We start from the raw sequence: 12,886 nt of genomic DNA, 5'->3' as shown, positions 1-12,886 counted from the left end.
CTGAGGCGGTTTGAATCGCCTGTCCGATGGGTGGTTCTTAGCCTAGCTTGCGGTCGGCTTCAATCGCGAAATTCTCGGAAATACCGATGCTTGCGATTTGGCGGGCATTTTTATCCCTCAGTCTTCGAGGACGCATAAAAAACTCCGCCGGCCTTGCGGGCGGCGGAGCGGGATTTCGTGGGCGGGTGATCTGACGGCGGGTCAGATCTGCATGGCGCCGGGGCCGGGGATGGCTTTCGGCGGCACCTTGCCGAGGATGATCATGCCGAGCACTTCGTCCTTGGTCACGTCCTCGGTGCGGGCGTGGCCCACCACCTGGCCGTTCTTCATCACCGAGACGCGGTCGGCAAGGTCGAAGACGTCGTGGATGTCGTGGCTGATGAGGAAGATGCCGATGCCTTCCTTCTTCAGCTGCTTGATCAGCTCGCCCACCTGAGCCGTCTCCTGAGGCCCGAGCGCGGCCGTCGGCTCGTCCATGATCAGGATGCGGGCGTTGAAGAGGATGGCGCGGGCGATCGCCACGGATTGCCGCTGGCCGCCCGAAAGCGCCTTTACCGGCTCCTTGAAGCGCTTGAAGTTGGGGTTGAGCCGCCCCATCACCTCACGCGCCGAGGCCTCCATCGCCACGTCGTCGAGCGTGCCCCAGCGGGTCTTCAGCTCACGGCCGAGATAGAGGTTGGCGGCGGCGTCGACATTGTCGGCGACGGCGAGCGTCTGGTAGATCGTCTCGATGCCGTATTTCTTGGCATCGCGCGGATTGCGGATGTCGGCCGGCTCGCCGTTGATCAGGATGTCGCCGCTGTCACGCTTATAGGCGCCGGAGAGGATCTTGATGAGCGTCGATTTGCCTGCGCCGTTGTGGCCGAGCAGGGCCACGACTTCGCCGGGGTAGAGATCGACCGAGGCGTTGTCCACGGCGTGGATGCCGCCGAAGGAGATCGAGATGTTTTTCAGTTCCACGAGGGGAGTGCGTTGATCAGCCATATCTGGGCTCCTCTCACTTGGCACGGGCACGGTAGACGGTGTCGAGCCAGACCGCCACGACAAGGACGGTGCCGACGACGACGCTCTGCAGCGGTGTGTCGACATGCGCGAGCACCATGCCTGATTGCAGCGATTGCATGACGAGCGCGCCCAGCATGGCGCCGGCGATCGTGCCGGTGCCGCCTGCGAGCGACGTCCCGCCGATAACGGCGGCGGCGATGGTGTAGAGCTCGTCGAGTGTGCCCTGCGAGTTCGTCGCGGCGTTGAGGCGGGCGGTGGAAATCGCGGCTGCGATAGCGGCCAGAACGCCCATCAGCGCGAAGATGCGCACGGTGACCCAGCGGGTCTTGATGCCGGCGAGTTCAGCCGCCTCGGGGTTGCCGCCGATCGCGAAGACATAGCGGCCGAAGCGCAGGCGTGTGGCGATGAAGGTCATGATGATGCCGACGACGATGGCGATCAGCACCGGCACGGCGATGCCGTAGGGGATATCCAGACCAGTCTCCGGCCAGGGGATGTTGTTGGTCTCGGCATATTTCTTGGCGATATTGACCGGCCAGTAATAGCTGTTGGCGATTGAGACGGCGCCGAGGATGAGCACGCAGCTCAAGGTCGCAAGGAAATATTCCGCCCAGATCGGCCGGCGCGGAAAGCCGAAGCGGCGGCGCTGCCGTCGCGAGCCGACGATGCTGGCGATGACGAAAAGGCAGGCGGCGATGCCGACGATCCAGCTCCAGGTAGCGCCGATCGAGCCCTCCGCGCCTCCGCCCATGATGCGGAAGGTCTGGTCCATCGGTGCAACCGTCTGGCCGCTGGTGACGAGCCAGGTGGCGCCGCGCCAGACGAGCAGGCCGCCGAGCGTGACGATGAAGGAGGGAACGTTCAGAAAGGCGATGATCATGCCCTGGAAAGTGCCGATCAGGCCGCCTGCGATAAGGCCGATGAGCAGCGTGATCACCCAGGTGAAGGGGCTGTCGAAACCGATATATTCAGGCAGGATCTTCGCCTGCGTGACACCCATGATCATGCCGCAGAGGCCGAGCACGGAGCCGACCGAAAGGTCGATATTGCGGGTGACGATGATCAGCACCATGCCCGTCGTCATGATCGCGATGTCGGTCGTCTGGACCGAGAGGTTCCAGAGATTGCGCGGGGTCAGGAACAGGCCGCCGGTGATGATGTGGAAACCGATCCAGATGATGACGAGCGCGCCGATCATGCCGAGCAGACGCGTGTCGATCTCGGTCGCGCGGAAGAAGCGGGCCACCGGATTGGCTTCCGCCGTTCGCGGTCCGCTCGAAGTCGTTGATTTTACCATTTCGGCCATGGGTTTGCCGTTCCCCCATTTGTGTTTGGACGGGTGCGCCGGCGTGCGAGAGGCTGCCGATGGCGTCATTCGTCTGTGTTCAACTGACCATCGCGATGCTTCCGGAAGCCGGTCGCGTGGCGTCGCGATACCCTTCCGGCAGGGAATGCAAGTCCGCGATGGTGCGGCGAGGCGGAGAAAACTTCGTCGTTGGAATTCCCGTCCGCATCCGGCGCCGCAGCGGAATTTCCGCTGCGGCGCCGGCAGTTCAGTTCAGGAGCTGCTTACTTGCAGGCGGCAACCGTGTCGGCCTTCACGCCCTGGCAGGCTTCAGCTTTGGAGATCCAGCCGGCGTCGATGACGACGTTCAGATTGTCCTTGGTGATGGCAAGCGGCTTCAGGAAGACCGACTGCATTTCCACGCCCTTCGGCCCGCCCTTGAAGGCCTGGGCGCCGTCGATCTTGCTCATGTCCTTGCCGCCGGCGAGGTCGAGAGCGATTTCTGCGGCGCGCTTGCCGAGTTCGCGGCTGTCCTTCCAGACGGAAACCGTCTGGGTGCCGAGCGCGATGCGGTTCAGCGCTGCCTTGTCGCCGTCCTGGCCGGAAACCGGAACGGAACCGGCGAGGCCCTGGGCGTCGAGGGCTGCGATTGCGCCGCCGGCCGTGCCGTCGTTCGAAGCAACAACGGCGTCAACCTTGTTGTTGTTGGCGGTCAGGAACTGCTCCATGTTGCGCTGAGCATTTTCCGGCAGCCAGCCGTCGGTATAGGCTTCGCCGACATTCTTGATCTTGCCGGCGTCGATTGCGGCCTTCAGCACTTCCTGCTGGCCTGAGAACAGGAAGTCGGCGTTCGGATCGGAGGACGAGCCCTTGATGAAGACGTAGTTGCCTTCCGGCTTGGCCTTGAAGACGCCCTCGGCCTGCAGGCGGCCTACTTCCTTGTTGTCGAAGGTGATGTAGAAGGCGGCCGGGTTTTCGATCAGGCGGTCGTAACCGACGACTGGAATGCCTTCGGCGGCGGCCTTTTCGATTGCCGGGCCGATTGCGTCGGAGTCCTGGGCGAGAATGATCAGCGCGTTGGCGCCCTGCGAGATCAGCGATTCGACGTCGGTCAGCTGCTTGGCGGCTGAGGACTGTGCGTCAGCGGAAATATATTTGGCGCCCTTGGCTTCCAAAGCCTTCTTGATCGCGGCTTCGTCGGTCTTCCAGCGCTCTTCCTGGAAGTTCGACCAGGAAACGCCGACGACGAGATCGGCAGCCATGGCGGCAGTATGCACGGAAACGAGAATGGCAGCGCCGGCCATCAGTTTCAAAATAGACTTCATAACGTCCTCCCGAGTGAGTTGCGGCCGGCCCAGCCCATGCTCCTCCGGCCACCGCGAAAGCTGTCGAGAAAGGGTTTCGATTTTTTTCTCGACAGTCGAGAAATTTACTGTCAGAGATTTTTTCAACTGTCAACACTGCACTACCGGCTTAATTCGCTTGCGCTGCGGCGGCCGGAGATGCAGTGGAAACCACGGGCGGAACAAGCAGGAGGAGAGGGCGGCATTCATGCTGACCAAGTCGAGCACGGAGCTGGTCCGGCAGAGAAACAGCGTGCTCGTGCTGTCCGTGCTGCGCCGCCACGGCGCGCTCGCCCATACCGAAATATCCGATTTCACCGGCCTTTCCTCGGCCACCATCTCGGCAATCACCGCCGATCTGGAAAGAGCCCAGATCATCGAGAAATCGGAGCAGCAGGCGGCCAGCGGCCGCGGCCGGCCGCGCGTGCTTTTGCGTCAGCGGCGCGATTGCGGCTATCTGATCGTCGTCGTCATCTCCTCGGATGCGGTGCAATATTCGCTGGTGGATTATGCCGGCAAGCTGATCGACCGCTTCAGCGAGGAGCGTTCGCAGGATCCCTCGGGCGCGGCGCGCTTTGTAGAAGGAGTGCGCGCCGGGCTTTCACGGCTTCTCGATCGTTCCAGGATTGCGCAGGAAAAGGTGCTGCTGATCTCGATCAGTTCCAAGGGGCTTGTCAATTCCTCAGAACCGGTCCTTCTGTGGTCGCCGATCTTCGGCAGCGATCAGATCGATTTCGAATCGGCGTTGCGGTCGGACTGGCAGGCCAAGGTCATCCTCGACAATGAGACGCTGCTCGTCGCCGCCGCGCTCGGCGCGCGTGAGGAGATCGCGAAAGGCGCCGATTTCCGTTCGCTCGCGGCGCTGTCGCTCGGGCACAGCATCGGCCTCGGCATCGTCCGGGGTGGCGGGCCGACGGGGCAGGAAGTTTCGGCGCCGAATTTCGGCCACATGCTGCATATGGCGGGTGGCGGCCTCTGTCGCTGCGGCACCCGCGGCTGCATCGAGGCCTATGCCGGCTTCTACGCCATCCTGCGCAGCGCTTTCGAAGTGCCGCTTGATACCATCCCGGCCAAATTCGTGCCGGTCGCCGAACTGGACAAGATCGCCGTCCGCGCCCGCCAGGGCCACCGTACCTCCGCCTTCGCCTTTCGCCAGGCGGGGCTCGCGCTCGGCAACGGTCTGTCGCGCATGCTCAGCCTGACCGAACGCATGCCGATCGCCATCACCGGCCCCGGCACCCGCTATTACGACCTGCTGCGGCAGGGCATCGAAGAGGGCCTCGGCCAGTCGCATGTCGTGCGCATGGAAGGCATGCCCGAAATCCGCGTCGTCCCCGACGAACCCATCCTCGTCTTCGAAGGCCACCTCAACCGGGCGCTCTCGGTGATCGACCAGGACATCGTGCTGTCGGGGGTTCAGGGCGGGGAGTGAGGGTGCCGCCTCCCCCGTAAAAACGGGAGAGGGACGCTCCATGCGAGAGGCTGCGAGGTATGGAAAGGTTGCGGCATATCCCCTTCGCCCCAGCGGGGAGAAGGTGGCCCGAAGGGTCGGATGAGGGGGCCACACGGCATCCCCTCACATAACTATCCCTTCGCAACGGCGCCGGCACAGTCGAAGCACATTGGGAAAGACCGGCGTCCCCGGCCCCCTCATCCGCCCTGCGGGCACCTTCTCCCCGCTGGGGCGAAGGGGAATCGAAAGGCTGCGGCATGTCCCCTCGCTCATCCATACGTCATGCTCAAGCGCAAAACGGCCGGGCAATGCCCGGCCATCTCATGCACGACTTCCGGTCGGGAGAGGACCGTTAGCCGATCTTGATCAGCTTGCCTTCCTTGACCGATTGCACCGCGGCGTCGGCGAGCGCCAGGGCTGCCAAGCCGTCGGCGCCGGAGGGCGAGATCTTGGTGCCCTTTTCGATCGCGGCGATGAAGGCTGCGATCTCGTTGGCATAGGCTTCGGTGTAGCGGGTCATGAAGAAATCATGCAGCGGCGGGCGGGTGTAGCCGTCGCCGTTGGCGACCTCGATCGATACCGGGCGCTGGTTTTCGGCGGTTGCCATACCCTTGGCGCCATGCACTTCGATGCGCTGGTCGTAGCCATAGGTGGCGCGGCGGGAGTTGGAGATGACGGCCTGCTTACCGGAGGCAGTCTGCAGGATCACCGAGACGCTGTCGTAATCGCCGGCTTCGCCGATCGCCTTGTCGACCAGCACCGCGGCGGTCGCCAGCACCGAGACCGGCTCTTCGCCGAGCAGGAAGCGGGCCATGTCGAAATCGTGGATGGTCATGTCGCGGAAGATGCCGCCCGAGCGCTTGATATAATCGACCGGCGGGGCGCCGGGATCGCGCGAGGTGATGGTGACCATTTCAACATCGCCGATCTTGCCGTCGTCGATGACCTTGCGCACCGCCATGAAATGCGGGTCGAAGCGGCGGTTGAAGCCGACCATCAGCTTGGCGCCGGTCTCTTCCACCACCTTGATGCAGGCCTTGACGCGGGCGACGTCGAGATCGATCGGCTTTTCGCAGAAGATCGCCTTGCCGGCGCGGGCAAAGCGCTCGATCAGGTCGGCATGGGTGTCCGTCGGCGTGCAGATGACGACGGCGTCGATATCCTTCGCCGCCTCGATCGTCTCGATGGTGCGGACCTCGCAGCCATAGGCCGAAGCGATGGCATCAGCCGCCTGCGGAAAGGCGTCCGCGACCGCAACCAGCGTCGCATTGGCGTCGCCGCTGACGGCCTTCGCATGAACCTTGCCGATGCGGCCGGCGCCGAGAAGACCAAATCTTACAGTCATTGCAACCTCCCTTGAATTCGGAACAAATAAACCGAATTGCTAAAATTCTAGAATTTTCATTCCATCTTCTGTGCGTGGCGTCAAGCCCGCGGATCTTTCACATTTGCAAGATTCGAACCAGAGATTTTGATGGTCGCCAGAGCCGATAGCCTCTCGTCCGGCACAAATGCCCGGCCTTTCGCCCAACAGAATGCTTTAATCTCACCAGGAAAGGCTTTAGAGACATGCGCGGCACGGGCCGAGGGCAGTGCGACAAAATGCGACCGCGGAGCAAAGATGCAACTCATCGATCCGAATCATCCCGCATATCGGCGCCTCTGGGTGCGGATTGCCATCGTTGCCGTCTGCTTTGGCTGGGCCGCGGTCGAGATCGTCGGGGGCGATCCGTTCTGGGCGGTGATTTCCGCTGCGGCCGGCGCCTATGCCTTCTATATGCTGTTCTGGACCTTCAAGTCTCAACCTGAGGTGGCAGAGCCGGTCGTCCGGCCTGACGCCGAGGAAGAGGACGAGCCCGCGGAGATATCCGCGGAAAAGCCGTCGAAGGACGGGCCGGCGGGGTAATGCGGGCACGTCTTCCAAAATGTGCCGCGGTTGGCGATAAGGACATGCGGAAAAACAAAGGCCTGAAGCGTAACTAGCGAAGCTGAAAGATCGCGGACATGCTTTAGCGAGCGATTCGTTGCAACGCCTCGTCGATCAGGAGATTGGCGATCATCATCCGCTTCGTCGCATTGTCGCGGAAGGGCAGGGCAACGCCATCGGGATGGTTGGCGCGGGCGAAGGCGCGGCGCTTCTCACCGAGCGTTTGCGGTGTATCGGCAGCCGAGATCGCCAGTTCGGCGGCCACTTCGTGCGGCGCCATGCGGTTGAGATGTGCCGGCATGACCGGCTCGGCTGCAGCGGGAGGCGCAGGTTTTTCCACAACGCCGGCGGCGTCGAGATTGTCGAAATAGGCCTGGCCGACGCGCTGCGAAGCGACTGAGACGCCCTCCAGGACATCGAAGGCGAGCCCGGTGCCGAGGCCGGCGACGCGATGAGAGGCCGGCGATCGCGCCTCTTCCTCCGTCTCGTCCTCCGCCTTCAGTCGCTCGAGGACTGATTGAAATACCGACTGTCCGAACAGCATCCGTGCTTCCTCTCGAAGCGCCTATTTAAAGGAGCGCAAGGTGGCGCCGGGCTTGCGCTCAAATATTTGGAGCATGGTGTCGTCCAAAAATCGCGGGCATGTCGGCGCCACGCCTAGCCCTCCTGCTTCCGGCTCTCCTCCAAGATGATGTCGTAAAGCAGCCTCGCGCTCGGTGGCAGCGCCCGTTCTCTCGCCGTGATCAGGCTGTAGGGCTTGACGTTGATGTCGAAATCGATCGGCAGCATGCGCACGTCGGAAGCCTTGGCGCCCTGGCTTGCCAGGAAATGGGCGACGTCGACGGCGACAGGGGCGATCGCATCGGTTTCGCAGACGATCGCGCAGGTGAGCAGCAGCGAAGACGTGTTGACGATGTTTTCCGGCAGCGCCACGCCCTGAGACAGGAAGATGTCTTCGATCGTACGGCGCAGCAGCGTGCCCGGCGGCTGGAACACCCAGTCGTAGTCCCTGACGTCGGCAAGGCTGCTCGTCTTCTTCCTTTTCAGGAGCGGATGGCGGTTGCGCACGATCAGGCAGGCCCGCTCGATGCCGATCTCCTTGACCTCGAACAGGCGCGGATTGAGATCGTCGGGAATGCGGCCGATGATGAAGTCGTGGCGGGCGGCGAGCAACTCGCGGGCGAGCACATTGCTCGTCTCCACCTGGATGTTGATCTCGATGCCGGGATAGGCCTTGCGCACCTTGTTGATCGCCGGCACGACCAGGCTCATGGCCGGCGCAGTCACAGCGCCGATGAAGACCGAGCCGCCCTTGCCGCTCTTCAATTCGGCGATCTCGCGGCTCGCCTCGCGCAGCTCCAGAAGGATCTTCCGGGCGCGTCTCGCAAGGGCCGCGCCGAAGGTCGTCAGCACCACGCCGCGGGCGACGCGCTCATAGAGCGCCGTCTTGGTGATCGCCTCCATTTCCGACAGCATACGCGATGCGGCGGGCTGGGAGATGTTGAGTACTTCCGCGGCAGCGGAAATCTGTCCACTATCTTCGATTGCGACGATCATGCGCAGGTGATTCAGCTTAAGTCCCGAACGCAGAAAGCTGTCGTCACCGAAACTGTCGCTGTGGATATCAACGTGATCCATCGAAATGGGCTCTGAAACGATCGTCATGGTTGCAGCCTCCCCACTGCGCTCCATCAAAAGTAATACTTTTTAACGATATACCAAAATTGTTATGCACATTACCAGTTATTCTATTTGACAGTTATAGGAATCCATACCAGTTTGCCGCCGTGTGCTGGTTGGCACTCAACACGTGTGAGATCGTGGAGGAGACCTACTTCGTTTCTCACCATCTGAAGTAACTATCCAATACGGAACCTGCCACAGTTTCGGGGCGGGCGATTTTTCGTCCGCTATCTATTAACAAGGGAGAGAGAAATGAAATCCATTATCTCATTGATGGCTGCGGCCGCCTTCGGCGTCGCTTCGTTCGTTATGCCTGCGATGGCGCAGGACAAGGGGCTTGTTGGCATCGCGATGCCGACGAAGTCCTCCGCTCGCTGGATCGACGACGGCAACAACATCGTCAAGCAGCTCGAGGCCGCCGGCTACAAGACCGACCTGCAGTATGCTGACGACGACATTCCGAACCAGCTGTCGCAGATCGAAAACATGGTCACCAAGGGTGCCAAGGTTCTCGTCATCGCTTCGATCGATGGCACGACGCTGTCCGACGTTCTCCAGAAGGCACATGATGCCGGCATCAAGGTCATCGCTTATGACCGCCTGATCCGCGATTCGGCCAACGTCGACTACTACGCCACCTTCGACAACTTCCAGGTCGGCGTTCTCCAGGCGACCTCGATCGTTGATGCCCTCGGCCTCAAGGATGGCAAGGGCCCGTTCAATATCGAACTCTTCGGCGGTTCGCCTGACGACAACAACGCCTTCTTCTTCTATGATGGCGCCATGTCCGTCCTGCAGCCCTACATCGACTCGGGCAAGCTCGTCGTGAAGTCCGGCCAGACCGGCATGGACAAGGTCGGCACGCTGCGTTGGGATGCGGCAACCGCCCAGGCCCGCATGGACAACCTGCTCTCGGCCAACTACACCGACGCCAAGGTCGACGCCGTCCTGTCTCCCTATGACGGCCTCTCGATCGGCATCATCTCTTCGCTGAAGGGCGTCGGCTACGGTTCCGCTGACCAGCCGCTTCCGGTCGTTTCCGGCCAGGACGCTGAAATCCCGTCGGTCAAGTCGATCATCGCTGGCGAGCAGCACTCGACGATCTTCAAGGACACCCGCGAACTCGCCAAGGTCACGGTTTCCATGGTCGATGCCGTCATGTCCGGCAAGGAGCCTGAGGTCAATGACACCAAGACCTACGACAACGGCGTCAAGGTCGTTCCGTCCTATCTGCTGAAGCCGGTTTCGGTCGACAAGACCAACTACAAGCAGGTCCTGATCGACAGCGGTTACTATACCGAAGACCAGCTGAAGTAAGTTAAACAGGAGGCCGGAGCCCTTGCTTGCGGGTTCCGGCCTTCGATTTTATGATCGCCCCAGCTGTTTCAAGCTGCCGGCGCTGGAACTTTGACTATGGACAACACAATCCTCGAAATGCGGAGCATCACCAAGACGTTCCCAGGCGTTAAGGCGCTGGAGAACGTGAACCTCAAGGTTCGCAAGGGTGAAATTCACGCATTGGTAGGCGAAAACGGGGCCGGAAAATCGACCCTGATGAAAGTGCTATCAGGCGTCTATCCTACCGGAAGCTATGAAGGCGAAATCGTCTACGAAGGCGAGACGCGCCATTTTAAGGTCCTCAAGGACTCCGAAGAAATCGGCATCGTCATCATCCACCAGGAACTGGCGCTTGTGCCATTGCTGTCGATCGGCGAAAACATCTTTCTCGGCAACGAGAATGCCAAGAACGGAGTCATCAGTTGGGAAGAGACGTATAACCGCACGAAGCAGCTTTTGCAGAAAGTCGGTCTGCGCGAATCCCCGAACACTTTGGTGACCGACATCGGCGTCGGCAAGCAGCAGCTCGTAGAGATCGCCAAGGCGCTGTCGAAGAGTGTGAAGCTGCTCATCCTCGACGAGCCCACAGCCTCGCTCAACGAGAAGGACTCGGACGCGCTGCTCAATCTGCTGATCGAGTTCCGCAATCAGGGCATCACCTCGATCATCATTTCCCACAAGCTGAACGAGATCCGCAAGGTCGCCGACCAGATCACGGTCCTGCGCGATGGCATGACCGTCAAGACGCTCGACTGTCACGCGGACGAGATCAGCGAAGACATCATCATCAAGAACATGGTGGGCCGCGACCTCGCCGATCGCTATCCGCCGCGCTCTGTGCCGATTGGCGAGACGATCTTTGAGGTCAAGAACTGGAATGCCTATCACCAGCATCACCGCGATCGCCAAGTGCTGCATGACATCAATGTCAATGTCCGCAAGGGCGAGGTCGTCGGTATCGCCGGTCTGATGGGTGCGGGCCGCACCGAATTCGCCATGAGCGTCTTCGGCAAGTCATACGGGCACAAGATCAGCGGCGAGGTTTTCGTCGAGGGCAAGCCGGTCGACGTCAGCACCGTGCGCAAGGCGATCGATGCGGGTCTTGCCTACGTCACCGAAGACCGCAAACAACTCGGCCTCGTGCTCAACGACACGATCCTGCACAATACGACGCTCGCCAACCTCGAAGGTATTTCGAACAACAGCGTCATCGACGACATCAAGGAGATGAAGGTCGCGACCGATTTCCGGTCGAAGCTGCGCATTCGCTCGCACGGCATCTTCCAGGAAACGGTCAATCTTTCCGGCGGTAACCAGCAAAAGGTCGTGCTGTCGAAGTGGCTGTTCTCCGATCCCGAGATTTTGATCCTCGACGAGCCCACGCGCGGCATCGACGTTGGCGCAAAGTACGAGATTTATACTATCATCAACCAGCTTGCCGCCGATGGGAAAGGAGTTCTGATGATCTCATCGGAAATGCCCGAACTGCTCGGCACTTGTGACCGCATCTACGTGATGAACGAAGGACGCATCGTCGCCGAACTGCCGAAGGGAGAAGCAAGCCAGGAAACCATCATGCGCGCTATCATGCGCTCAGGGGAGAAGAAACAATGACTCCGGTCAACCCGACAACCGAGGAAAGCAACGTCGTTTCCGTTGCCGACTACATCCGCGGCAACATTCGTGAATACGGCATGCTCATCGCGCTCGTCGCGATCATGGTATTCTTCCAGTTCTACACCGGCGGCATTCTCTTCAAGCCGGTCAACCTGACGAACCTCGTCCTGCAGAATTCCTTCATCGTCATCATGGCGCTCGGCATGCTGCTAGTCATCGTAGCTGGGCATATCGACCTGTCGGTCGGTTCGATCGTCGCCTTCGTCGGCGCGCTCGCGGCAATCTTCACCGTGACATGGGGCATGAATTTCTGGGTCGCCGGCCTGATTTGTCTGATCGTCGGCGGCATTATCGGCGCTGCGCAGGGCTATTTCATCGCCTATCACCGCATCCCGTCCTTCATCGTGACGCTCGCCGGCATGCTGATCTTCCGCGGGCTGACGCTGACGGTGCTGGCCGGCAAGAACATCGGCCCGTTCCCGAAGGAATTCCAAGTCATCAGCACTGGCTTCCTGCCGGGCGACATGATCAACATCTTCGGCGCGCCCGTGCAGTCGACCTCGCTGATCCTGACGGTGATCCTGCCGGTCATCCTCTTCTACCTCGCCTGGCGCCGCCGCAAGGTGAACGAAAGCCATGGCATCGATGTCGAGCCGCTGGGCTTCTTCATTGGCCAGAACCTGGTCGTTTCGCTCGCCATTCTGTGGCTCGGCTATCAATTGTCCAGCTACAGGGGCCTGCCGAACGTTCTCGTCGTCATGCTGGTGCTGATCGCGATCTACGCCTTCGTCACCAAGCGCACGACGGTCGGCCGCCGCATCTACGCCATGGGCGGCAACGAAAAGGCGACCAAGCTTTCGGGCATCAACACGCAGCGCCTCAGTTTCTACACCTTCGTCAACATGGGCGTGCTTGCAGGCCTTGCCGGGATGATCGTCGCACTCCGCCTGAACTCGGCAACGCCGAAAGCCGGCGTCGGCTTCGAGCTTGACGTGATCGCGGCCTGCTTCATCGGCGGTGCCTCGGCATCGGGCGGCGTCGGCAAGATCACCGGCGCGGTCATCGGCGCATTCATCATGGGCGTCATGAACAACGGCATGTCGATCGTCGGCCTCGGCATCGACTTCCAGCAGATGGTGAAGGGTGCGGTGCTTCTCGCGGCCGTGTTCTTCGACGTTTACAACAAGAACAAGGGCTGAGCGTCGAAGCGCAGCCCGGCATTCGCAGTCATATGA

At 61.2% G+C, this 12,886-nt stretch carries 11 protein-coding genes; 5 read left to right on the top strand and 6 right to left on the bottom strand.

Translation table 11 applies throughout. The features are described 5' to 3' along the window. Window positions 1-201: 201 nt before the first annotated feature. The 3 genes from J0663_RS03445 to xylF form a co-directional block, all read right to left on the bottom strand. Window positions 202-984 carry an ATP-binding cassette domain-containing protein gene (locus J0663_RS03445; protein ID WP_088672941.1) on the bottom strand — a complete coding sequence of 261 codons (783 nt, stop codon included), beginning with the start codon at window positions 982-984 and terminating at the stop codon, window positions 202-204. Between the two features lie 13 nt (window positions 985-997). After that, complete coding sequence (locus tag J0663_RS03440; protein WP_207243073.1) at window positions 998-2,311, bottom strand: sugar ABC transporter permease; 1,314 nt, start codon at window positions 2,309-2,311, stop codon at window positions 998-1,000. A gap of 263 nt (window positions 2,312-2,574) precedes the next feature. Then, a complete protein-coding gene (xylF, locus tag J0663_RS03435; protein ID WP_047611471.1) occupies window positions 2,575-3,615 on the bottom strand; it encodes a D-xylose ABC transporter substrate-binding protein in 1,041 nt (346 codons plus the stop codon). Between the two features lie 226 nt (window positions 3,616-3,841). Between xylF and J0663_RS03430 the strand changes: the two genes are divergently transcribed. Continuing rightward, window positions 3,842-5,065 carry an ROK family transcriptional regulator gene (locus J0663_RS03430; RefSeq protein ID WP_207243072.1) on the top strand — a complete coding sequence of 408 codons (1,224 nt, stop codon included), beginning with the start codon at window positions 3,842-3,844 and terminating at the stop codon, window positions 5,063-5,065. A 373-nt stretch (window positions 5,066-5,438) separates the two neighbouring features. Here J0663_RS03430 and iolG read toward each other — a convergent pair whose 3' ends face one another. Further along, window positions 5,439-6,431, bottom strand: coding sequence for an inositol 2-dehydrogenase (gene iolG, locus J0663_RS03425; RefSeq protein WP_207243071.1), 993 nt, complete (start codon window positions 6,429-6,431; stop codon window positions 5,439-5,441). 276 nt (window positions 6,432-6,707) lie between these two features. Between iolG and J0663_RS03420 the strand changes: the two genes are divergently transcribed. Beyond that, a complete protein-coding gene (locus J0663_RS03420) occupies window positions 6,708-6,992 on the top strand; it encodes a hypothetical protein (protein ID WP_207243070.1) in 285 nt (94 codons plus the stop codon). Window positions 6,993-7,095: 103 nt separating this feature from the next. On the opposite strand, the gene J0663_RS03415 is transcribed toward J0663_RS03420, so the two are convergent. Continuing rightward, complete coding sequence (locus J0663_RS03415; RefSeq protein ID WP_207243069.1) at window positions 7,096-7,557, bottom strand: hypothetical protein; 462 nt, start codon at window positions 7,555-7,557, stop codon at window positions 7,096-7,098. Between the two features lie 113 nt (window positions 7,558-7,670). Further along, on the bottom strand, window positions 7,671-8,678 hold the full coding sequence (locus tag J0663_RS03410; protein ID WP_207243068.1) for a LysR family transcriptional regulator: 1,008 nt from the start codon (window positions 8,676-8,678) through the stop codon (window positions 7,671-7,673). Between the two features lie 270 nt (window positions 8,679-8,948). On the opposite strand from J0663_RS03410, the gene chvE reads away from it, so the two are divergent. The 3 genes from chvE to mmsB all read left to right on the top strand — a co-directional run bounded on the left by chvE (window position 8,949) and on the right by mmsB (window position 12,850). Further along, window positions 8,949-10,013, top strand: a complete 1,065-nt coding sequence (gene chvE / locus J0663_RS03405; RefSeq protein WP_207243067.1) for a multiple monosaccharide ABC transporter substrate-binding protein — start codon at window positions 8,949-8,951, stop codon at window positions 10,011-10,013. 96 nt (window positions 10,014-10,109) lie between these two features. Beyond that, complete coding sequence (mmsA, locus tag J0663_RS03400) at window positions 10,110-11,648, top strand: multiple monosaccharide ABC transporter ATP-binding protein (protein WP_207243066.1); 1,539 nt, start codon at window positions 10,110-10,112, stop codon at window positions 11,646-11,648. Then, window positions 11,645-12,850, top strand: a complete 1,206-nt coding sequence (gene mmsB, locus J0663_RS03395; protein WP_064705853.1) for a multiple monosaccharide ABC transporter permease — start codon at window positions 11,645-11,647, stop codon at window positions 12,848-12,850. Before mmsA ends, mmsB begins: the two co-directional genes overlap by 4 nt. Window positions 12,851-12,886 lie beyond the last annotated feature (36 nt).

Origin of the sequence: Rhizobium lentis, assembly GCF_017352135.1 — a bacterium.
GTDB lineage: Bacteria > Pseudomonadota > Alphaproteobacteria > Rhizobiales > Rhizobiaceae > Rhizobium > Rhizobium lentis.
The sequence above is the reverse complement of the archived record's forward strand: the minus strand, read 5'-3'. Positions and strand labels throughout refer to the sequence as shown.

Excerpts from the sequence above, each read along its gene's own strand:
- J0663_RS03440 (WP_207243073.1), bottom strand. The coding sequence starts at position 2,311 with ATGGCCGAAATGGTAAAATCAACGACTTCGAGCGGACCGCGAACGGCG.
- xylF (WP_047611471.1), bottom strand. The coding sequence starts at position 3,615 with ATGAAGTCTATTTTGAAACTGATGGCCGGCGCTGCCATTCTCGTTTCC.
- mmsB (WP_064705853.1), top strand. The coding sequence starts at position 11,645 with ATGACTCCGGTCAACCCGACAACCGAGGAAAGCAACGTCGTTTCCGTT.
- J0663_RS03430 (WP_207243072.1), top strand. The coding sequence starts at position 3,842 with ATGCTGACCAAGTCGAGCACGGAGCTGGTCCGGCAGAGAAACAGCGTG.
- J0663_RS03410 (WP_207243068.1), bottom strand. The coding sequence starts at position 8,678 with ATGACGATCGTTTCAGAGCCCATTTCGATGGATCACGTTGATATCCAC.
- mmsA (WP_207243066.1), top strand. The coding sequence starts at position 10,110 with ATGGACAACACAATCCTCGAAATGCGGAGCATCACCAAGACGTTCCCA.
- chvE (WP_207243067.1), top strand. The coding sequence starts at position 8,949 with ATGAAATCCATTATCTCATTGATGGCTGCGGCCGCCTTCGGCGTCGCT.
- J0663_RS03415 (WP_207243069.1), bottom strand. The coding sequence starts at position 7,557 with ATGCTGTTCGGACAGTCGGTATTTCAATCAGTCCTCGAGCGACTGAAG.
- iolG (WP_207243071.1), bottom strand. The coding sequence starts at position 6,431 with ATGACTGTAAGATTTGGTCTTCTCGGCGCCGGCCGCATCGGCAAGGTT.
- J0663_RS03445 (WP_088672941.1), bottom strand. The coding sequence starts at position 984 with ATGGCTGATCAACGCACTCCCCTCGTGGAACTGAAAAACATCTCGATC.
- J0663_RS03420 (WP_207243070.1), top strand. The coding sequence starts at position 6,708 with ATGCAACTCATCGATCCGAATCATCCCGCATATCGGCGCCTCTGGGTG.